This window comes from Variovorax sp. 278MFTsu5.1, assembly GCF_048305045.1.
GTDB classification, from domain to species: Bacteria; Pseudomonadota; Gammaproteobacteria; order Burkholderiales; family Burkholderiaceae_C; genus Variovorax; species Variovorax guangxiensis.
Genome location: NZ_CP157622.1, coordinates 6,098,532 through 6,119,975 on the forward strand (window position 1 = coordinate 6,098,532; position 21,444 = coordinate 6,119,975).

Below are 21,444 nucleotides of genomic sequence, written 5' to 3' on the forward strand. Positions count from 1 at the left end.
CTGCCTTCGGCTCGGGGTTGGCTCGGGGGTGCCCGGGCTTCCTCCCGCATTCCAACAGAAACTCAGGCCGCCTGCAGCCCGTACCCCGAAAGCAGCGCAGGCAAATCGGACATGTCGCTGAACACCCTCACCGCGCCCACGCTCAGCAGCGGCCCCGGCCCGCTGTGGCCCGATTCGCCCGTGCTGTAGCCGAACACCGTCGCGCCCGCCGCCACGCCGGCCATCGCCCCGGTGACCGTGTCCTCGACGATGGCGCAGCGCGCAGGGTCCACCTCCAGCGCCCTGGCTGCGGCGAGGTACACGTCGGGGTGCGGCTTGGAGCGCGGCATCTCGTGGCCGCTGAAGATGCGCCCTTCGAAGTACTCCAGCAGGCCGACCTTGGCGAGCTGCAGCTCGACCTTGTGGCGGTCGGCGCCCGAGGCGCAGGCGATGCGGCCGTCGAGCCTGGCGTGGATCTCGCGGATCGCTTCGGGGGCGCGCGGAATGGCGACGAGGTCGCGCTCCAGGGCCTCGTTGCGGCGAGCGCGGAAGGTCTTGAGCCAGTCGTCGGTGATCCTGAAGCCGGTCTTCTGCTCGATCAGTGCGGCTTCGTCCTTCACGGCCTTGCCGGTGAAGGTGTTCATCGATTCTTCGGTGGTGATCTGCCAGCCCAGCTCGCCGAGCATTTCGGCGAGGACGCGGTTGGTGATGGGTTCGGAGTCGACTAGGACGCCGTCGCAGTCGAATAGGACTGCTGAGAAGGGGAAAGGGGACATTGTGTTTTTGGGCCTTTGGAGTGCCGTTGATGGTAGCAATCGGCTTTTGGGGTTTGCTTTCCGGGGCCGGGTCTCGGCCCGGCGGCCGACTCACTTTCTTTTGCTTCGCTGTATGGACCGGGGACCTGGGTAACGGGTGTGCGCGGACATAGGAAACACTCTGGCAGGTTATCGCCTTGCTGTCAGGCAGTTCAAGTCCAGTCGCATGAACGGCTGATGGCAGAAGAACACGTCGAAGTGGCCGTCGTGTTGTGGATCCGCGCGGAATGCGATGGGCAGTTTCAGAAGGCAATTTGGCACCTTCAGCTTGTGGCCGCGGAAGCTGGCCTCGCCGTTGTGCTTGACGATCACCACCGTGTCCCCCTGCTGGTACTCGATGGGAGCCAACGCCCGCGGATAGGGCCTGGGGCTGATCGCGTAGCGCTTGGCGGGCGTGAGAAGGTCCAGCGCGTCGTGTGGGCGCTCGTGGTTGTAGATGCCGCGCCAGCGCTCGAAGGCCGCCTGGGCCTGGCCCAGATCGGCGAAGCTGCGCCCGGCGAGCACCTCCGTGTTCAGCGAGCGGTGGAAGCGTTCGATCTTGCCGTTGGTCTGAGGGTGGTACGGCGCGCTGTGGCTCAGCCGAATCCCCAGCCTGATGAGCCACACGCCCAGCTCGGACAGTCCATGCGCCGGTTGACGCGGAGCGCCCCAGGGAGCGCCGTTGTCCGTGTTGATGCGCACCGGCAGCCCATAGCGGGCAAAGACCTGCTCCAGGTGCGGTCGCACACTGTCGGTGCCCACGCTGGGACAAGCCCTCAGCGCGAGATTGAAGCGCGAATGGTCGTCCAGCACGGTCAGTGGATAGCAGCGCGCCGCAGCCATGGCGAAGTCGCCCTTGAAGTCGATCTGCCACAGGGCATTGGGCTGCTCGTGCTCGAAGCGGCACCAGTGTTCGCTTGCCTTGCTGGACTCTGGAGTGATCAGCCCATGGCGATGCAGGATGTTGGTGACGGTGCTGGGCGCAGGAACCTCGCCCAGGCCCTGGTCGGCCAGCCGGCGGGCGATCTTGCGGCCACCCCAACTGGGGTGGGCCAGCCGCAGCTGGACCACGGCCTGCTCCAGCGCATCGGTGCTGCGCGTAGGAGAGTTCAGCGGTCGCGTGCTGCGCGGTGTGCATGCTTGCGCCATGCCTTGCAGCGCATGGCGCTTGAGCAGCGAATAGCCGGTCTTGGGGCTGATGCCGAAGCGCCGGCACAGCTCGCGCCGGTTCGCCCCCTCCTGCAAAGCCAGTTCCACGAACTCTCGCTTGGTGTCCATCAGGTCTCTCGGTTGCCAGGGCATGGGGCACTTCCTCGGTCATCTCGACCCAGAAAGTGTTTCCTATGTCCGCGCACACCCGTTACCCAGGTCCCCGGTCCATACACTTCGCCAAAAGAAAGTAAGCAAAGAAAAGGCGACCCTACTGTCCGCGTCCCTCCGCTTCGCTACGGGCAACCTGCGGTGCTCGACGTAGGAGGGGGTCCGCAGAACTCGCTCCACTGCGTTGCGCTCAGACAGCTGCGGCCCTTGTCCCTCCTACGTCTGCGCTCCTCGGCGCAGCCAGAAGGGATCTCCACGCGCCATCGCTACGCTCGGCTTCTGAACAGCCTTGGACTGGCCTTCGCTTCGCTCGGCCGGGGATACAGGTTCAGAACTAGTCTTGACGGCGCCAGCAGCGCGCGCAGCAACCTCACCGCCCCATTCCAAGCACGGCAGGCGCGAAGCGCCTGTCGTGCCCCGGGGGCCGAGCGAAGCAAAGGCCCGGGCATCTCCCCTCCCCTCTGGCTGCGCCGAGGAGCGCAGCGTTTCGCGGATCAGGGCTCGCAGCTGTCTGAGCGAAGCGAGTTCTGCGAGACCCCGCGAAACGCGAGCACCGCAGGTTGCCCCTTCGCAAAGCGAAGGGGTCGCAGACAGTGGGGTCGCCTTTTCTTTGCCTACTTTCTTTTGGCGAAGCAAAAGAAAGTAGGTCGCCCGCCGGGGCGAGTCCCGGCCCCGGGAAACAAACACCCAGCCAAAAACTCAACGAGCGTGCGTAACACCCCCGTCAACCACCAACGTAGACCCCATCACATAGTCCCCAGCCCGAGAGGCCAGGTAGATGGCAGCCCCAGCCATGTCTTCCGGCACCCCGATCCGCCCCGCAGGAATCCGCCCCTTGATCTCATCCCCATGATCCCGAGCCACCTTGTTCATATCCGAAGCAAAGGCCCCAGGCGCAATCGCACTGACCACGATGCGATCCTGCGCCAGCCGCAGCGCCATGCGCCGGGTAAGCTGAATCAGCCCCGCCTTGCTCGCCGCATAGGAGTACGTCTCCTGCGGATTGACCGAGATCCCGTCGATCGACGCAATGTTGATCACCTTCGCCAGATGGTCGGTGGCGGCTTTCTTGAGCATCGGCGTCAACGCCTTGGTCAGGAAGAACGGCGTCTTCAGGTTCAGGTCCACCACCTTGTCCCATCCGCTTTCCGGAAACTCCTCGTACGGCGCACCCCAGGCGGCACCGGCGTTGTTCACGAGGATGTCCAGCGAGCCTTCATGCTTCGCATAGGCATCGACCAGCGCCTGCGCCCCCTCGACCGTCGACACGTCGGCCGGCAAGGAAACGCAATGCCCGAAAGCCGACAGCTCCTTCGCCGTCTGGTCGCAGGCCGCGGCCTTGCGCGCCGAGATGTAGACGCGCGCGCCCTGCGCGAGGAAGCCCTCGGCGATCATGCGGCCGATGCCGCGCGAGCCGCCGGTGATGAGCGCGGTGCGGCCCTTCAGCGAGAAGAGTTGGGTGGTGTCCATGGTGCGGATGTCTCCTGAAAGAGTGATCGGATTCAGGAAACCGAGCTTATTGCGCGCCGCTCCGCGCGCGCGTCACCTCGGTGTCAGCAGCAGGCTGCGGCGGCTGCCGAAGCTGCGTTGCGCCCCCGTCACCGGGTCGACGAAGGAGAGCGAACGCGCGAGCAACTGCATGGGCCGGGCGAAGTCGTCGGCGCCCTCGGGCAGCAGCACGGGATAGATCGGATCGTTCACGATCGGCATGCCCAGCGCCAGGCAGTGCACGCGCAGCTGGTGCTTGCGGCCGGTAATGGGCGACAGCCGCAGCAGCGCAAGGCCGTCCTGCACGTTCAGCACTTCGATGCGGGTCTCGGAGTTGGGCTCGCCGGGCTCCTCGCGTACGCGCATGAAATGGTCGTCGTCCACAAGGCGGCTGCGGTAGACCTCCGGCACCGACGACACGCCCTCCCGCCACGGCACCACGGCCTCGTAGTGCTTGACGATGCGGCGCTCCGGAAACAGGGACTGGTAGACGCCTCGTGTCGCGGGCTTCACCGAGAACAGCACCAGCCCCGAGGTGCTTCGGTCGATGCGGTGCAGCGGCACGAGGTCGTCGAGCCCCAGCTTGCGCTTGAGGCGCACCAGCAGGCTTTCCTTCAGGTACTTGCCCTTGGGCGTCACGGGCACGAAGGGAGGCTTGTCGACGACCAGCAGCTGGTCGTCCTGGAAGACGACCTCCTCCTCGAAAGGAATGCTCACCTCGCCGTCGAGCGTGCGGTAGTAGTACACGCGCAGCGGCGACTGGTAGCGGCGCGCGGCGGTCACGGGCACGCCGTGCTCGTCGACGACGTCTCCCGCCTCGATGCGCTCCATCCAGGCCTGGGGCGTGATGACGGGAAAGCGCTCGATCAGGAACTCCGCGATGGTCGGCCAGGCGCCGTAAGGCAGGCCGATGCAGCTCGGGCCCACGCCGTCGCGCGTGGGCAGTGGCATCTGCGCAGGGCGGCGACGGGTCATGGCTGGAGGGCGTGCTGCTGCAGTATCGACAGGGCTTCGGCGAAGGTCGGGCGCGCTGCTGCGTCGGGGTGCAGGCAGCGGCCCTTCAGCCTTGCGGCCTCCGGCGCAGGCACGTCGATGCAGCGGTCCAGAAGTTCTTCCAGCAGGCAGCCGAAGGCGCGCACCTCCAGCGCCTGGAACGCCTGTGTCTGCCTCGCATCGAGCGCGCCGGTGAGCCATGCGGCGCCGAAGTCGCCCAGGCGGCCGCCGCCTTGCGCATGCCACAGGATGTTGTGGGCGTAGAGGTCGCCGTGAAGAATCCCGCGCGCATGCAGATGCTGCATGGCCGAGGCGATGTCGCGTGCGATGCGCATCGCCTCGCCGGCGGTCCACTTCGCCTCTTCGGCGTAGACGTCGCGTGTGCACGACGCAAGGCTCGGCGGCCCGGCGAGCGTAGCGAACGCGGGATCGACCAGCGCCATCACGAGCCCCTCCGTGCCTTCGGGGTGTCCGTCGATGCGGCTCTGCGCGGCGATCAGCGTGGGGTGTGCGCCGGCCGCGATGCTGGCGGCCATCTCGCTGTGCGGCCAACCGTCGCTGGTGACCGCGCCCTTGAAGAGCTTGACTGCCACCGGCCGTGAGTCAGCACCCAGGGTTGCCCGATGGATCACGCCCGATGCGCCCTCGCCAAGCTTTTCGCCCAGCGTGAGTTCGCTCCAGTCGACATGCGGCACCGACTGCGCCACGATGGCCGCATCCTCGGCCTGGGTGTCGAACGGATTGCCGGCGCAGGCGAGCCACGACAGGCGCGGCAGCGATGGCAGCCACCCGGGCAGCGTCTCGAAGCGGTTGGCGGAGATGCGCAGCAGTTCGAGCTGCTCGAACCTCGCCATCGAATCAGGCAGCGTGCGCAGGCGGTTGCCTGCGAGCATCAGCTTCTGCATCCGCGTGCATGCGCCAAGCGAATCGGGAAGCTCTTCGATTTCGTTGTCGGTGAGGATCAGCCATCGCAGCGAAGGCGGCAGCGCATTGGCCGGTACGGTGCGGATGCGGTTGGCCTTGAAGCCGACGATGTCGAGGCCGTTACAGCGGCCGATGGATTCAGGCAGCGTGGTGAAGCGGTTGTCGGAGCAGAACAGCACGCGCAGCCTGCGAAGGCGGTACAGGTCGTCGGGCAGCGTTTCGAGCGCGTTGCCCGACAGGTTCAGCACCTCCAGCGAATCGGCAAGGTCGAAGACCTCGCGCGGAAACTCGGTGAGTCCGCACGAGAGATCGATTCGTGTTGCGCCTGCCAGCCGGCCCGCGCGCAGCTGAGCCAGCGTGTCCATCGGCCGAGTCTAAGCCTTGGGGCCGAAGCGGTAGATACCGTCCTGGCCCAGTTCGCGCTTCACCTGGCCCGAGAACCACAGCAGGTGCAGGTGCGCCACGGTCTCGCCCATCGCGAAGGTCATCTGGTGCAGGTCGAGCTCGCGCCTGAACAGGATCGGCAGGCCCTCGGCGGCCGTGAGCGCGCGCGCCGTGCAGGCTTCGAGCAGCTCGGCCAGGCGGTCGCGATGGTGCTCCTGCAACTGCTCGACGCGGCGATGGATGCCCCGGAACGGCTTGCCGTGCGAAGGCAGCCCCAGTGTGTCGGCAGGCAGCGACTTGAATTTCTCGATGCTGTCGAGAAAGAGTCGCAGCGAGTTCGCCTCGGGCTCGCCTGCGTGCACGCTCACGTTGGTGGAGATGCGCGGCAGCATCATGTCGCCGCCCAGCAGCAGCTTGAGCTCGTCGCAGTACAGCGAAATGTGCTCGGGCGCGTGGCCATAGCCGCTGATGCAGCGCCAGGCGTGGCCGCCGATGTCGACGATGTCGCCGTCGAGCATGCGCACGAAGCTGTCGGGCACCGAGGGCACCATGTTCGCGTAGTAGTTGGTACGCGCCCGTATCTTGGCGACCGACTCGGGATCGGTCAGGCCGTGCGAGGCGAAGAAGCGCGCCGCCTGTTCGCCGCCCGCCAGGGTGTCGCCGGCGGTGCTGAGCACGCGGGCCACGTGGTAGTCGGTGGAACTGATCCACAGCGGTGCGTTCCAGCGCTTGCACAGCCAGTCGGCCAGGCCGATATGGTCGGGGTGCATGTGGGTGACGATGACGCGCAGGATTGGCATGCCCTGCAGCTGCGTCTCGAACACCTGCTCCCATTGCGCGCGCGCCTCGTCGCGGGCGATGCAGCAGTCGGCCACCGTCCAGCCCTCGACGCCGTCGATGCTGTCGCGAAGCAGCCAGAGGTTGATGTGGTCGAGCGCGAAGGGCAGCCGCATGCGGATCCAGCGCACGCCGGGCGCCACTTCCAGGGTCCGGCCGGGCTCGGGGAGCGTGTCGCCGAGGGGGTAGTGGAGTTCGCGTTCGAGGAGGTTCATGTAAGATTGACGTTTACGTAAACGTCATGAATCAAGGGCACCATTGTAGGGATCGCGGCGAAAACCTGCTGTCGCGCCCGTAACGTCCCCCGAACAAGGCACTTTTCCGCCACCGCCGTCATGCCCGCGCAGACCTTCACCATCAGCCAGCTCGCGAAGGAGTTCGACCTCACCACGCGGGCCATCCGCTTCTACGAGGACATGGGCCTGCTCTCGCCCGAGCGCGCCGGCCTGCAGCGCATCTACAGCTCGCGCGACCGGGCCCGGCTCACGCTCACCCTGCGCGCCAAGCGCCTGGGCCTGAGCCTCACGGAGGCCAAGGACATCCTCGACATGTACGACAGCCCGCGCGACACCGTCCCGCAGCTGGAAAGATTCCTCGGCGTGCTGGGTGCCCACCGGGCCCAGCTCGAAGCGCAGCTGGCCGAACTGCAGGCCAATCTCGCCGAAGTGAAGGAGCACGAGAAGAAGGGGCGGGCAACACTCGCCAAGGCGCAGAAAACCAAGGCACAGAAGGCCGGCAAGGCCCAGAAACCGGCCGAAGCCAAGGCCTGATACACCTCTCACCGACAATAGCCGACTATGTCCGAAAAATCCGACAACCTCGACGACCTCTTCGCCCACAACCGCGCCTGGTCCGCGCAGATGGAACGCGACCGGCCCGGCTTCTTCACCGGCCTGGTGAAGCAGCAGACGCCGCGCTACATGTGGATCGGCTGTTCCGACAGCCGCGTGCCCGCCAACCAGATCACCGGCCTGGAACCGGGTGAAGTGTTCGTGCACCGCAACGTGGCCAACATCGTGGTGCACTCGGACCTCAACGCGCTCTCGGCGATCCAGTTCGCGGTGGAGCACCTGAAGGTCGAGCACATCATGGTGGTCGGCCACTACGGCTGCGCTGGCGTGAAGGCCGCCTTGAGCGGCGCGCGCATCGGCCTGGCCGACAACTGGATCCGCCACATCCAGGACGTGCGCGACCGCCACCACGTGATGCTGGAGAGCCTGCCCGACGAGGAAGCCCGCGTCGATGCGCTGTGCGAACTCAACGTGGCCGAGCAGGTGGTCAACGTGGCCGTCAGCACCGTGATGGTCGATGCCTGGGCCCGCGGCCAGAAGGTCAAGATACACGGCTGGACCTTCGGCGTGCACGACGGCCTGCTGCAGGACCTGGGCCTGAGCGTGGACGGCACCCAGCCGCTGGACGCCGCCTACAAGGCCACCGTGCAGCGCATCCGCCACAAGTGGAGCAAGCCGGGCGAGGTGGTGCGTTCGATCGGGGCCCAGGCCGCGAACAGCGGCTCCGAGCCAGCCTGATACCGGGCGGCTCGCAGCCTTTCATCCGCAGTCTCGCGCCGCCATGTTCCCGCAGCGCCTCGACTCGCCGCTGGCCTACGACATCGCGAAGGCGATGATGGACGGCTTCAACCGGCACTACCGGTTGTTCAGGGCCGAGTCGGCGCGCGCCAAGCACCGCTTCGAGACCGCCGACTGGCATGGCCAGCAGCGCGCGCAGCGCGAGCGCATCGAGTTCTACGACCTGCGCGTGAGCGAGGCCGTGGCCCGGCTCGAGAAAGAGTTCAAGGCAGGCGACCAGCCGATGGACGTGTGGCACCAGATCAAGCTGCACTACATCGGCCTGCTGGTGGACCATCACCAGCCCGAGCTGGCCGAGACCTTCTTCAACTCGGTGACCACGAAGATCCTGCATCGGGCGTACTTCCAGAACGACTTCATCTTCGTGCGCCCGGCCATCAGCACCGAGTACATCGAGCCGCGAGGCGCGCCCACCTATCGCCCCTACTACCCCAAGCCCGAGACGCTGGCCGACACCGTCGAGCAGATGCTCGACGACTTCGCGCTGATCGGCAGCTTCGCCAGCAAGCGGCGTGACGCGGAGCGCGTGGCGCACGTCATCCTGGGCCGCTTCAACCAGGTCAAGCTGCGCGCCAACTTCCAGCTGCAGGTGCTGTCGGGCCTGTTCTTCCGCAACAAGGGTGCGTACGTGGTCGGCAAGATCATGAACGGTTTCACCGAGCTGCCCTTCTCGCTGCCCATACTGCACGACAGCCACGGCCGGTTCTACATCGACGCGGCGCTCTTCGGCGAGGACGACCTGCAGATGCTCTTCAGCTTCGCGCGCGCCTACTTCATGGTCGACATGGAGGTGCCCTCCGCCTGGGTGCAGTTCCTGCGCTCGCTCATGCCGCGCAAGCCGCGCGCCGAGATCTACAACGCACTGGGCCTGGCCAAGCAGGGCAAGACGCTCTTCTATCGCGACTTTCTTTCGCACCTGAACTACTCGAGCGACCGCTTCCGCATCGCGCCCGGCATCAAGGGCATGGTGATGCTGGTGTTCGACCTGCCTTCGTTCCCGTTCGTGTTCAAGGTCATCAAGGACTTCTATCCGCCGCAGAAGGACACCACGCGCGAGCAGATCAAGGGCAAGTACATGCTCGTGAAGCAGCACGACCGCGTGGGCCGCATGGCCGACACGCTGGAATACAGCGACGTGGGCTTTCCGCTCGACCGCTTCGAGCCCGAGCTGATCGAGGAGATCCGCAGGTTCGCGCCCAGCCAGCTGGAAATCGGCGACCGCGACGGCAACGGGGAGATGGAAGTCGTGGTGAAACACGTCTACATCGAGCGGCGCATGATCCCGCTGAACATCTACCTGCAGGAAGCCTTCGACACCCTGGCCGCCCCCGAGAGCCCGGCGCATGCGAAGCGCGCGAAGGACCAGCTCGAACATGCGGTCGTCGAATACGGCAACGCCATCAAGGACATGGTGGCCGCCAACATCTTCCCCGGCGACATGCTGTGGAAGAACTTCGGCGTCACGCGCGGCGGCAAGGTCGTGTTCTACGACTACGACGAGATCGAGTACGTCACCGACTGCCAGTTCCGCAAGGTACCCACGCCGCGCAACGAGGAAGACGAGATGAGCGGCGAGGTCTGGTATTCGGTGGGCCCGAAGGACGTGTTCCCCGAAACCTTCGAACCCTTCCTGCTGGGCAACAAGGACGTGCGCGCGGCCTTCATGGCGCACCACGCCGACCTGCTCGACGCCGCCTTCTGGCAGCACCACAAGGAACGCATCCAGGCCGGGCAGATGCTGGACGTGTTCCCCTACGAAGAGTCGCAGCGCTTCAGGCACGAGGGGCACGCGACGCACTTCTGACCTCTCGTTTCTTTTCCGATTCCGCTTTCACATTTCCGAAGGAGACCTCCATGTCCGAATCCATCGTCATCGTCGGCGCCGCCCGCACCCCCATGGGCGGCTTCCAGGGCGATTTCGCCTCCCTTTCCGCGCACGACCTCGGCGGCGTCGCCATCAAGGCCGCCGTCGAGCGCGCGGGCATCGCGCCCGACAGCGTGGGCGAGGTGCTGTTCGGCAACTGCCTGATGGCCGGCCAGGGCCAGGCCCCGGCGCGCCAGGCGGCCTACAAGGGCGGCCTGCCCGACAGCGCGGGCGCCGTCACGCTCAGCAAGATGTGCGGCTCGGCCATGAAGGCCGCGATGCTCGCGCACGACCTGCTGCTGGCGGGCACGCACGAGGTGATGGTGGCAGGCGGCATGGAAAGCATGACCAACGCGCCCTACCTCATGCTCAAGGGCCGCGGCGGCTACCGCATGGGCCACGACCGCATCTTCGATCACATGATGCTCGACGGCCTCGAAGACGCCTACCAGCCGGGCCGCTCCATGGGCACCTTCGGCGAGGACTGCGCCGCCAAGTACAAGTTCACGCGCGAGCAGCAGGACGCCTTCGCCATCGCCAGCGTCGAGCGCGCCAAGAAGGCCACCGACACCGGCCTCTTCAAGGACGAGATCGCGCCCGTCACCGTGAAGGGCCGCGGCGGCGAGACCGTGATCTCGGTCGACGAGGGCCCGGGCAAGGTCAAGCTCGACAAAATCCCCACGCTCAAGCCCGCGTTCAAGAAGGACGGCGGCACCATCACCGCCGCATCGAGCTCCTCGATCAACGACGGTGCGGCCGCGCTGGTGATGATGACCGAGTCGCACGCGAAGAAGATCGGCGCGAAGCCCATCGCCCGCATCGTCGGCCATGCCACGCACGCGCAGCAGCCCGAGTGGTTCTCCACTGCGCCGGTCGGCGCCGTGCAGAAGCTCTTCGCCAAGACCGGCTGGAAGGCGCGCGACGTCGACCTCTGGGAAGTGAACGAAGCCTTCGCCGTGGTGCCGATGGCGCTGATGCACGAACTCGACGTTTCGCACGACATCGTCAACGTGCACGGCGGCGCCTGCGCGCTGGGCCACCCGATCGGTGCCAGCGGAGCGCGCATCATGGTCACGCTGATCCACGCGCTGAAGGCGCGCGGCAAGACGCGCGGCGTGGCGACGCTGTGCATCGGCGGCGGCGAAGGCACGGCCGTGGCACTCGAATTGGTTTAAGTCAATATTGGTCAAAATTCGAAATTAATTGACAATTACCGTCTAATTCCGAAATAGCGCAACTTCTTCTTTTTGCTTAATTTTCTCTGATACCATCCGCGCGCCGATGATCGCTGCGACCTGAGAGGGCTCGCGCCGGATGGAAATCAGGAAAGAAAATGAATAAGCAGAGAGGAGCCGGTTGCGCATTGAACTCGGGCCATTGGGCGATCACGGAGGAGCTGTTCCGGGGATTGCTCGACATCCTGAAGTTTCCGGCACTAGCCGTGTTTGCGGTGCTTGTGGTTGCATTCCTGGCACTGCAGAAGTCACCTGCCGAATTCGTCACTGCCAACCCCGACGATCTGCTCCTGAAACTGGCGGCTTTGGGGCGCGAAGGCAAATCAGTCCTGTGCAATCCCGAAAATATCGAAAGATATCTCTCCATTCGGATTGACAAGGCGGGAGCCTCCGGCAACGCTACGTTCAATTCCGCGGCCACCGTCAATGCCCCCGATCAAACTATCGCCGGAAATTATTCAAAATTCCAGTCCGGCGCCAGCACCGTCTGCAGGCTCCAGCTTCAAATAGCTGGGCACCGGTTCTGCGACACAGATTCCGCCCGCGCACAGCGCCTGATTGGCCGCCGGGTCCAGACCCGGCTGGCGGTGCCGGGCGAAGCCGGCGTCTATGACCACGGCTACGAGCTGACGCGCGACGCGAGCGAGCGGACCCTCATCGGATGGCGGGAGCCCAGCCGGTCCTGCCCCGCGGATGTCGAAGTCGTCGTGGCGGTCCGCTGAATGGCGCGCGACGACCGTCGCCCGCCGCAATGGCCGGCCGTGCTCGCGGGGACGATCTTCTTCGCCGCGTCGGCCCTGTTGCTGTACGAATCGGTGCGCGAATACTTTCCCCGCAACGACCTGCGCTCCTTCGACGAGCGGCGCGGCAGGCTGCTGAGTGCCGAAAATCGCGCGGCCTACGAGCGCGAACTGTTCAGCGAGCTGTCCCAGTGGAATCGCCTCAGCCGACGCTACCCGACGGAGAGCGGCACCGTCCACCGGGAAAGGCGATGGCGGCAACTCGCGGGCGAAGGGTTCGAACTGGCGCACATCGCCTTGCAGGTGCTCGAGCCCGATGGCGGGTATGTCTATCCGCTGGAAAAGCCGATGCGGCGGCTGCAGGCGCTCGCGGAGCAGGGAGACACCGGCGCGATGTGCCTGATGACCGCGCTGGTCGCCCAGGTCAATAAAGCGCGCGTGTCCGGCGAGCATGCGGAGATCGCCAGAAAGTGGCTGCTGCAGGGCGCGGAACGCGGTCACGCGGAATGCCGGTTGCAGTTGGGGCGTCGACTGCTCCTCGGCATCGACGGAATGGACAGGGACACGGACCGAGGCCTGTCCCTGGAATTCGCTGCCCGGCGAACCGGATACGCCCATGACGTCGACGGGTTGGTGGCCTATTTCCAGCAGCGCTGGTCGACCGAGCCGGCCGATCTCACGAGGCTGTACTGCTGGCTGTCGATCGAAGGACAGTCCCGCCTGGCCGACGGATCGCAGAAGATGCTCAGGCTGATCCGCGTCGAGGCGCAACGCCTCGAGTCCGACCGGCTGAAGGCGCTGGCGGACCAGTTGGAGAGCACGCACCTTTCGCTGCAGGCATGCGTCGATATGGGCTCAGGCTGAGACAGCCCCGGCGGCGGGGGCGATGCCTAGAATCAGAGTTTCGCTTTCAAATCTGCCTGGAGACTTCGTTCATGTACTCGGCCCTCCCCCGCAACACCGTCGCCGCACTGGTTGCCCTCGCGTTCCTGGCACCCGCTGCCGCCCTGGCCCAGAAGCGCGACAACGTGCTGTTCCAGGCCGCCACCGACGAGCAGCCTGCGGTGATCAAGACGCTGGAGAAGCTCGTCAACATCGAGACCGGCACCGGTGACGCCGAAGGCATCGCCGCCGCGGGCAACTACCTCGAAGCCGAGCTCAAGAACCTGGGCTTCACCGTCACGCGCAGCAAGTCGGCCGGCCTCGTGGTGGGCGACAACATCGTCGGCAAGATCAAGGGCCGCGGCGGCAAGAACCTGCTGCTGATGTCGCACATGGACACCGTCTACCTGAAGGGCATCCTCGCGAAGGCGCCCTTCCGCGTCGAGGGCGACAAGGCCTACGGCCCCGGCATCGCCGACGACAAGGGCGGCAACGCGGTCATCCTGCACACGCTCAAGCTGCTGAAGGACTACGGCGTGCGCGACTACGGCACCATCACCGTGCTGTTCAACACCGACGAGGAAAAAGGCTCCTTCGGCTCGCGCGACCTGATCCAGGAAGAAGCCAAGCTGGCCGACTACGTGCTCTCCTTCGAGCCCACCAGCGCCGGCGACGAGAAGCTCTCGCTCGGCACCTCGGGCATCGCCTACGTGCAGGTCAACATCACCGGCAAGGCCTCGCACGCGGGTGCCGCGCCGGAGCTGGGCGTGAACGCGCTGGTCGAGGCGTCCGACCTGGTGCTGCGCACGATGAACATCGACGACAAGTCGAAGAACCTGCGTTTCAACTGGACCATCGCCAAGGCCGGCAACGTCTCGAACATCATCCCTGCCAGCGCCACGCTGAACGCGGACGTGCGCTATGCGCGCAACGAGGACTTCGACGCCGCCATGAAGACGCTGGAAGAGCGCGCGCAGCAGAAGAAGCTGCCCGAGGCCGACGTCAAGGTGATCGTCACGCGCGGCCGTCCGGCCTTCAACGCGGGCGAAGGCGGCAAGAAGCTGGTCGACAAGGCGGTGGCCTACTACAAGGAAGCCGGTGGCACGCTGGGCGTTGAAGAGCGCACCGGCGGCGGCACCGACGCTGCCTATGCGGCGCTCTCGGGCAAGCCCGTGATCGAAAGCCTGGGCCTGCCGGGCTTCGGCTACCACAGCGACAAGGCCGAGTACGTGGACATCAGCGCCATCCCGCGCCGGCTGTACATGGCCGCCCGCCTCATCATGGACCTGGGCGCAGGCAAGTAAGGCACGAAAAGAAAAGACAGGAGACAACGCCATGCTGCTCAGCGCCGACCAGGAAGCCATCCGCGACGCGGTGCGCGACTTCTCGCAAGCCGAACTCTGGCCCAACGCCGCGAAGTGGGACCGAGAGCACAGTTTTCCCAAGGAAGCGCACCAGGGCCTCGCGGCGCTGGGCGCCTACGGTATCTGCGTGCCCGAGGAGCATGGTGGCGCGGGCCTCGACTACCTCACGCTCGCGCTGGTGTTGGAGGAAATCGCCGCCGGCGACGGCGGCACCAGCACTGCCATCAGCGTGACCAACTGCCCCGTCAACGCCATCCTCATGCGCTACGGCAACGCGCAGCAGAAGAAGCAGTGGCTCGAGCCGCTGGCGCAGGGCCGGATGCTCGGCGCCTTCTGCCTCACCGAGCCGCAGGCCGGCAGCGATGCGTCGAGCCTGCGCACCACCGCGCGCAAGGACGGCGACGGCTACGTGATCGACGGCGTGAAGCAGTTCATCACCAGCGGCAAGAACGGGCAGGTCGCCATCGTCATCGCGGTGACCGACAAGGGCGCTGGCAAGCGCGGCATGAGCGCGTTCATCGTGCCCACCGACACGCCGGGCTACAACGTCGCGCGGCTGGAAGACAAGCTCGGCCAGCACAGCAGCGACACCGCGCAGATCAACTTCGACGGCTGCCGCATTCCGCGCGAGAACCTGATCGGCGCGGAGGGCGAGGGCTACAAGATCGCTCTCGGAGCGCTGGAAGGCGGGCGCATCGGCATCGCCGCGCAGAGCGTGGGCATGGCGCGCAGCGCCTTCGACGCCGCGCTGGCCTACGCCAAGGAGCGCCAGGCCTTCGGCGGCTCCATCTTCGACCAGCAGGCCGTGGGCTTCCGCCTCGCTGAATGCGCGACGCAGATCGAGGCCGCGCGCCAGCTGATCTGGCACGCGGCCAGCCTGCGCGACGCCGGCCTGCCCTGCCTGAAAGAGGCCGCCATGGCCAAGCTGTTCGCAAGCGAGATGGCCGAGCGCGTGTGCAGCGCCGCCATCCAGACGCTGGGCGGCTACGGCTACGTGAACGACTTTCCGCTGGAGCGCATCTACCGCGACGTGCGCGTGTGCCAGATCTACGAAGGCACTTCGGACATCCAGAAGCTGCTGATCCAGCGCGCGTTGGCGTGACGTGAGCGAGCACCGAGGGCGACGCCCGGGCTGGTGGTACGCCGCGGCATTCGTGCTCGCGGCGCTGGCGGTCTGGAGCTTCGCCATCGAGCCGCGCTGGGTGGCCGCGCGCGTCGAGCCCCTGAGCTCGGCGCAATGGCAGGCGCCCGCCGGCCTGAAGGTCGCGGTAGCTGGCGACTGGCATCTCACATCCCGCTCTGCATGGCGCATCACCAGCGTGGAGCGCGCCGCGCGCATCATCGACGAGATCAACGCCGCGCAGCCCGACGTGGTGCTGCTGCCCGGTGACTTCCTCGCGGGCACCGGCGAGGACGACGAGCCCCTGCCCATCGAAGATATGGCCGCCGTGCTCGGCAAGCTGAAGGCGCCGCAGGGTGTGTACGCGGTGTTGGGCAACCACGACTGGTGGCACGGCGGCGAGCGCACGGCAAAGGCACTCGCCGCACAGGGCATCCGCGTACTGGAGAACACCTCGGCGCGCCTGCCCGGCCACGACATCTGGGTGGCCGGCATCGGAGACCATTCGACCGGCCATTCGGATCCGATGCGCGCGCTGGCCGGCATCCCCGCCGATGCGGCGACGCTGGTCATGATGCACGACCCCTTCAGCTTCGCGACCATGCCGCGCACGCGCGGGCTGGTGGTGGCCTCGCACACACACGGCGGGCAGGTGAGCGTACCGGGTTATGGCGCGCTGATCGTGCCGGGCGCCGCCCCGCGCGAGTGGGCCTACGGCTGGATCACGCACAAGCACAGGCGCATGTACGTCACCAGCGGGCTGGGCGTCAGCATCCTGCCGGTGCGCTTCAACATGCGGCCCGAGTGGGTGATGTTCCGGTAGAGCTGCGGGCCGCCTCTGCCGCCTGTCATCGGTTTGGATGACAGACAGGTGCCGCGCGCCGGCGCACCATGGCCGCCTCTTTCCCGGAGGCCCTTGCCATGACCGTTCAGAAATCCATTTCCCTTGCCGCTCGGCTGGCCCTTGTGCCGTCCGCCGTCGCTCTCGCCCTCTCCGCCCAGGCCCAGCCGGCGACGCCCGACATCGCGACGCTGACTGCAACAGAAGCCGTGCGGCAGCTGTGCGCAGGCACCGTCACCAGCGAGCAGCTGACGGCCGCCTACATCGCGCAGGCCAAGGCGAAATCGAACCTCAACGCGTTCATCACCCTCGACGAAGCCGGTGCGCTGAAGCAGGCGCGCGCCGCCGATGCGCAGCGCAAGCGCGGCGGTGCCTGCAAGCCGCTGGCGGGGCTTCCGGTGGCCATCAAGGACAACATCCAGGTGCAGGGCCTGCCCGCCACAGCCGGCACACCGGCGCTCAAGGGCTTCGTGCCTGCCGCCGATGCGCCGGTGGTGGCCAGGCTGCGCGCGGCCGGCGCCGTCGTGCTCGGCAAGACCAACATGCACGAGCTGGCCTTCGGCGTCACCGGCTACAACCCCGCCTTCCAGACCGGCGCCGAGGTGGGCGTGCGCAATGCCTACGACGCCAGCCGCATCGCGGGCGGATCGTCGTCGGGCAACGGCTCGGCACTCGGCGCACGCATGGTGCCCGCCGCGCTGGGCACCGACACGGGCGGCTCGGTGCGCATTCCCTGCGCATTCAACGGCTGCGCCTCGCTGCGCCCGTCGGTGGGCCGCTATCCGCAGCAGGGCATCGCGCCGATCTCGCATACGCGCGACACCGCCGGGCCGATGGCACAGTCGATGGCCGACGTGGCGCTGCTCGACAGCGTCATCGCCGGCGGCGCACCGCCGAAGCCCGCGAACCTCAAGCGCGTGCGCCTCGGCGTGGTGCCGGCCTTCCAGGCGAATCTCGATGCCGACACGCGCGCGGCCACCGATGCCGCGCTCGAAAAGCTGCGCGCTGCCGGCGTCACGCTGGTGAACGTCGAGATGCCGAAGCTCATGGAGCTCAACGGCGCCGTCGGCTTCCCGCTCGCGCTCTACGAGGCGAACGACGACATGGCGGCCTATCTCGCGACATACCGCACCGGCATCGACATCGCGCAGCTCACGGCCGGCATCGCGAGCCCCGACGTCAAGGGCACCTTCGAAGCCTTCGTCATCCCGCGCAAGCTGCCGGCGCCCAGCGGCGTGGTGGATGCGAAGCCGGTCTACGACAACGCGATGCGCGTCGCGCGCCCCGCGCTGCAGAAGCTGTATCGCGACACCTTCACGAAGAACAGGCTCGACGCGCTGGTGTTCCCGACGGTGCCGCGCGTGGCGCTGGCGGCCGCGCCCGAGGCCAGCAGCCCCGAGAACTTCGGCGCGCTGATCCAGAACACCGACCCTGGCAGCAACGCCGGCATCCCCGGCATCCAGCTGCCTTCGGGCATCGGCGCGACGACGGGCCTGCCCGTGGGCCTGGAGCTCGACGGCCCCGCCGGCAGCGACCGCAGGCTGCTGGCCGTGGGCCTCGCGGTGGAGAAGGTGCTGGGACGGCTGCCCGCGCCGAAGTGACCGGCTGCGGGTGTCAGCGCAAGGCCGCCAGCGCCGAGCGGCGCTCGATGCCCAGCTTGTCGAAGATGCGGCGCAGGTAGGTGCGCACGGTGGGCACGCTCACCGCCATGCGCCGCGCGATCTCCTTGTCGGTGAGCCCTTCGCGTACGCAGCGGGCCACCTCCTGCTCGCGCGCACTCAGCAGCGCATCGGAGGAGGCAGGTGCATGCGATGAAGGCATGGCGGCAGCGGCGGCACGCTGCGCCCGCTGTAAGGCACCGATGAACGCCGGCTCGATCAGGTCCAGCAGCGCCTTCTCGTGATCGCCGAAATCGCCGCGCCCCTTGCGGCGCCAGATGCGCAGGTCGCCCAGTGCCCGGTCGCCCTCGAAGGCGTGCAGGTTCATGCCCCAGTGCAGGCCGTCGCGCGCGAGGAAGTCGTTGAAGAAGGGCGTGCGCATCAGCTCGCGCTGCGGCATCACCTCGGTCACACGCGTGGCACGGCGGCGCGACTGCAGCACGAAGGTGATCGGGTCGTGGTGCTGGTGCCACTGCGCGTAGGTGTCGAGGTTCGCCGGGTCCATGTGGATCGCCACGCGCGAGCCGAAGCTGTTGCCCGCCGCGTTCCAAACGAAGGAGGCGAACTGGTCGGCGTGCAGCAGGTCGAGCAGAGCCCTACCGAGGCGCTCGCGGATCTCGTGCTCGCCACGGTCGTCCTCGGCCAGCAGCGCGAAGACGCCGCGCAGGGCCTGCTGTTCGGGGGCTGTGAGGTACATCGCGGGCTTTCTCGACGGGCTAGGGCAACGCTATCGTTTAGCAAGCGCCGCGCCAAGGGTGGATGCCCGGGGACCGGGCCGGCCGGTGCGCAGGCGCTGCAGGAGCCCATCCGCCGCTAGCGGCCTTCACCGGCTCCGGGCTTGCCCTGTCGGAGGCTGGGCCGCGGGGTGTTCCAATAGCAGTCTTCATGAGTGCCTCCGTCCCTTTCTCCGGGCCTTGCCCCTGCGGCCGAACCGACCGCCGCGACAAGCCCGTCGCCCATGCCCAATGCTGCGGCCGCTATCTCGACGATTTCGACGGCACGCCCGCGCCCGATGCCGAATCGCTGATGCGCTCGCGCTATTCGGCCTTCGTGCTGGAGCGCGGCGAGTACCTGCTCGCCACCTGGCATCCCTCGAAGCGCCCGGCCTCCATCGAGTTCGAGCCGGGCGTCAAATGGCTCGGGCTGGACGTCCGCGCCCGGTCGGTGCTCGATGCGGACCACGCCGAGGTCGAGTTCGTCGCGCGCCAGCGCGGCCCCTCCGGCGCCGCCACGCGCCTGCACGAGCGCAGCCGCTTCGTGCGCGAGGACGGGCGCTGGTACTACCTCGACGGCGACCTGCGGTAACAACCCGCGGGTTGACGCGCCGGGCCGAGGCTCGCACAATCGGCCCCGCTCCGGGGTGCACGCATGTGGCGTGCTGAGATGGCAAAGCTGCCGACCCGCGAACTTGATCCGGGTCATACCGGCGTAAGAAGAGCTGCACTCCCTGACTTCGGTCCGTCCACCTTCCCGTGACGGGCTTCTGCCGAAGACCACCGAGCGATTGCGGAGCACCCTTTCCTCAACAAGGAGTGCCTCCGATGAATGCCCCCGACAAGTTCACCTCGCTGCTTTCGCTGACGCGCGAGCCCTTTCCCGCGTCGCACAAGTGCGTGATTCCGGGCAGCCGGCCCGACCTGTTCGTGCCCGTGCGCGACGTGCAGCTGACCAACGGCGAGACCGTGTCGCTCTACGACACCTCCGGCCCGTACACCGACCCGAAGGTCGAGATCGACGTGCGCCGGGGCCTGCCCGACGTGCGCGGCGCGTGGATCGCCGAACGCGGCGACACCGAGAGCTACGAAGGCCGCGTGCACCATGCGCTGGACGACGGCGCCAAGAACGAAGACCGCGACGCCCAGCGCCTGGCCGAACTGCGCGCCGGTGCCTCGGCGCTGCAGCGCACGCCACGCCGCGCGAAGTCGGGCGGCAATGTCACGCAGATGCACTACGCACGCCGCGGCATCGTCACGCCCGAGATGGAATACGTCGCCCTGCGCGAGAACGGCAAGCGCGAGTGGATGGCCGAGTACCTCGCCAACGAGGAGCGCGCGAAGCGCGTGGCGGGCAACCCGTTGGGCGCGAGCATTCCGCGCATCATCACGCCCGAGTTCGTGCGCGACGAGGTGGCGCGCGGCCGCGCGATCATTCCCGCGAACATCAACCATCCCGAGGTCGAGCCGATGGCCATCGGCCGCAACTTCAAGGTGAAGATCAACGCGAACATCGGCAATTCGGCCGTCACCTCGAGCATCGAGGAAGAGGTGGAGAAGCTGGTGTGGGCCATCCGCTGGGGCGCGGACAACGTGATGGATCTTTCCACCGGCAAGAACATCCACACCACGCGCGACTGGATCGTGCGCAACAGCCCCGTGCCGATCGGCACCGTGCCCATCTACCAGGCGCTCGAGAAGGTGGGCGGCGTGGCCGAGGACCTGACCTGGGAGATCTACCGCGACACGCTCATCGAGCAGGCGGAACAGGGCGTCGATTACTTCACCATCCACGCCGGCCTGCGCCTGCCCTTCATCCACCTGACGGCCAACCGCATGACGGGCATCGTGTCGCGCGGCGGCTCGATCATGGCCAAGTGGTGCATCGCGCATCACAAGGAGAGCTTCCTCTACACGCACTTCGAGGACATCTGCGACATCATGAAGGCCTACGACGTGAGCTTCTCGCTCGGCGACGGCCTGCGCCCCGGCTCGGGCGCCGACGCCAACGACGAGGCCCAGTTCGCCGAACTGCGCACGCTGGGCGAGCTCACGCAGATCGCCTGGAAGCACGACGTGCAGACCATGATCGAAGGCCCGGGCCATGTGCCCATGCACATGATCCAGTCGAACATGGACGAGCAGCTCAGGCACTGCCACGAGGCGCCCTTCTACACGCTGGGCCCGCTGACCATCGACATCGCGCCGGGCTACGACCACATCGCCAGCGCGATCGGCGCGGCCATGATCGGCTGGGCCGGCACCGCGATGCTGTGCTACGTGACGCCGAAGGAGCACCTGGGCCTGCCCGACCGCGACGACGTTAAGCAGGGGATCATCGCCTACAAGATCGCCGCGCACGCCGCGGACGTGGCAAAGGGGCACCCGGGCGCGCGCTCGCGCGACGACGCGCTGAGCAAGGCGCGCTTCGAGTTCCGGTGGCAGGACCAGTTCAACCTCGGCCTCGACCCCGACACGGCGCGCGAATTCCACGACGAGACGCTGCCCAAGGATTCGAGCAAGGTGGCGCACTTCTGCTCGATGTGCGGCCCCAAGTTCTGCTCGATGAAGATCACGCAGGAAGTGCGCGAGTACGCCGCGAAGAAGGGCGTGGCCGAGGATCAGGCCATGAGCGAGGGCATGGAGGAGAAGTCGAAGGAGTTCATGGCGGGCGGGGGTGAGATGTACATCCCCATCAAGGCCGTGTCCTGAAACGTTG

19 protein-coding genes and 1 riboswitch are annotated in these 21,444 nt (G+C 67.1%); of the genes, 12 read left to right on the forward strand and 7 right to left on the reverse strand.

All coding sequences use genetic code 11. The features are described 5' to 3' along the window. Positions 1 to 62: 62 nt before the first annotated feature. The 6 genes from ABL844_RS28380 to ABL844_RS28405 form a co-directional block, all read right to left on the reverse strand. Positions 63 to 755, reverse strand: coding sequence for an HAD family hydrolase (locus ABL844_RS28380; RefSeq protein ID WP_418129731.1), 693 nt, complete (start codon positions 753 to 755; stop codon positions 63 to 65). Positions 756 to 923: 168 nt separating this feature from the next. Continuing rightward, complete coding sequence (locus ABL844_RS28385; RefSeq protein ID WP_418129051.1) at positions 924 to 2,075, reverse strand: IS481 family transposase; 1,152 nt, start codon at positions 2,073 to 2,075, stop codon at positions 924 to 926. A gap of 717 nt (positions 2,076 to 2,792) precedes the next feature. Continuing rightward, positions 2,793 to 3,563: an SDR family oxidoreductase gene (locus tag ABL844_RS28390; protein WP_126023760.1), complete on the reverse strand. Its 771-nt coding sequence runs from the start codon at positions 3,561 to 3,563 to the stop codon at positions 2,793 to 2,795. 72 nt (positions 3,564 to 3,635) lie between these two features. Further along, positions 3,636 to 4,556 carry a pseudouridine synthase gene (locus ABL844_RS28395; RefSeq protein WP_126023761.1) on the reverse strand — a complete coding sequence of 307 codons (921 nt, stop codon included), beginning with the start codon at positions 4,554 to 4,556 and terminating at the stop codon, positions 3,636 to 3,638. Next, positions 4,553 to 5,863, reverse strand: coding sequence for a leucine-rich repeat-containing protein kinase family protein (locus tag ABL844_RS28400; protein WP_418129732.1), 1,311 nt, complete (start codon positions 5,861 to 5,863; stop codon positions 4,553 to 4,555). Before ABL844_RS28400 ends, ABL844_RS28395 begins: the two co-directional genes overlap by 4 nt. A gap of 9 nt (positions 5,864 to 5,872) precedes the next feature. Next, complete coding sequence (locus tag ABL844_RS28405) at positions 5,873 to 6,934, reverse strand: MBL fold metallo-hydrolase (protein WP_418129733.1); 1,062 nt, start codon at positions 6,932 to 6,934, stop codon at positions 5,873 to 5,875. Between the two features lie 120 nt (positions 6,935 to 7,054). On the opposite strand from ABL844_RS28405, the gene ABL844_RS28410 reads away from it, so the two are divergent. The 10 genes from ABL844_RS28410 (at position 7,055) to iaaH (ending at position 17,955) form a co-directional block, all read left to right on the forward strand. Further along, positions 7,055 to 7,489, forward strand: coding sequence for a MerR family transcriptional regulator (locus ABL844_RS28410; protein ID WP_126023764.1), 435 nt, complete (start codon positions 7,055 to 7,057; stop codon positions 7,487 to 7,489). Positions 7,490 to 7,516: 27 nt separating this feature from the next. Continuing rightward, positions 7,517 to 8,248, forward strand: coding sequence for a carbonate dehydratase (gene can, locus ABL844_RS28415; RefSeq protein WP_369660687.1), 732 nt, complete (start codon positions 7,517 to 7,519; stop codon positions 8,246 to 8,248). 43 nt (positions 8,249 to 8,291) lie between these two features. Further along, positions 8,292 to 10,112 carry a bifunctional isocitrate dehydrogenase kinase/phosphatase gene (aceK, locus tag ABL844_RS28420; protein ID WP_418118059.1) on the forward strand — a complete coding sequence of 607 codons (1,821 nt, stop codon included), beginning with the start codon at positions 8,292 to 8,294 and terminating at the stop codon, positions 10,110 to 10,112. A gap of 50 nt (positions 10,113 to 10,162) precedes the next feature. Further along, positions 10,163 to 11,347 (forward strand): acetyl-CoA C-acyltransferase, encoded by a 1,185-nt coding sequence (locus tag ABL844_RS28425; RefSeq protein WP_418129734.1) that lies wholly within the window; start codon positions 10,163 to 10,165, stop codon positions 11,345 to 11,347. Positions 11,348 to 11,505: 158 nt separating this feature from the next. Next, positions 11,506 to 12,129, forward strand: a complete 624-nt coding sequence (locus ABL844_RS28430) for a hypothetical protein (protein ID WP_418129735.1) — start codon at positions 11,506 to 11,508, stop codon at positions 12,127 to 12,129. Continuing rightward, on the forward strand, positions 12,130 to 13,011 hold the full coding sequence (locus ABL844_RS28435; protein ID WP_418129736.1) for a hypothetical protein: 882 nt from the start codon (positions 12,130 to 12,132) through the stop codon (positions 13,009 to 13,011). Between the two features lie 71 nt (positions 13,012 to 13,082). Next, positions 13,083 to 14,333, forward strand: a complete 1,251-nt coding sequence (locus ABL844_RS28440) for a glutamate carboxypeptidase (protein WP_418129737.1) — start codon at positions 13,083 to 13,085, stop codon at positions 14,331 to 14,333. A 31-nt stretch (positions 14,334 to 14,364) separates the two neighbouring features. Further along, complete coding sequence (locus ABL844_RS28445) at positions 14,365 to 15,495, forward strand: acyl-CoA dehydrogenase family protein (protein WP_126023769.1); 1,131 nt, start codon at positions 14,365 to 14,367, stop codon at positions 15,493 to 15,495. Between the two features lies 1 nt (position 15,496). Continuing rightward, positions 15,497 to 16,336, forward strand: a complete 840-nt coding sequence (locus ABL844_RS28450) for a metallophosphoesterase (RefSeq protein WP_418129738.1) — start codon at positions 15,497 to 15,499, stop codon at positions 16,334 to 16,336. 98 nt (positions 16,337 to 16,434) lie between these two features. After that, a complete protein-coding gene (gene iaaH, locus ABL844_RS28455; RefSeq protein ID WP_418129739.1) occupies positions 16,435 to 17,955 on the forward strand; it encodes an indoleacetamide hydrolase in 1,521 nt (506 codons plus the stop codon). Positions 17,956 to 17,968: 13 nt separating this feature from the next. Here iaaH and ABL844_RS28460 read toward each other — a convergent pair whose 3' ends face one another. Beyond that, positions 17,969 to 18,709, reverse strand: a complete 741-nt coding sequence (locus ABL844_RS28460) for a response regulator transcription factor (RefSeq protein WP_418129740.1) — start codon at positions 18,707 to 18,709, stop codon at positions 17,969 to 17,971. Positions 18,710 to 18,897: 188 nt separating this feature from the next. Here ABL844_RS28460 and ABL844_RS28465 point away from each other — a divergent pair, with 188 nt between their 5' ends. Both ABL844_RS28465 and thiC read left to right on the forward strand, forming a co-directional pair. Next, on the forward strand, positions 18,898 to 19,317 hold the full coding sequence (locus tag ABL844_RS28465; RefSeq protein WP_418118069.1) for a YchJ family protein: 420 nt from the start codon (positions 18,898 to 18,900) through the stop codon (positions 19,315 to 19,317). Between the two features lie 41 nt (positions 19,318 to 19,358). Then, positions 19,359 to 19,464, forward strand: a riboswitch (TPP riboswitch). Positions 19,465 to 19,553: 89 nt separating this feature from the next. Then, positions 19,554 to 21,437, forward strand: coding sequence for a phosphomethylpyrimidine synthase ThiC (thiC, locus tag ABL844_RS28470; RefSeq protein ID WP_418129741.1), 1,884 nt, complete (start codon positions 19,554 to 19,556; stop codon positions 21,435 to 21,437). Positions 21,438 to 21,444: the final 7 nt, after the last annotated feature.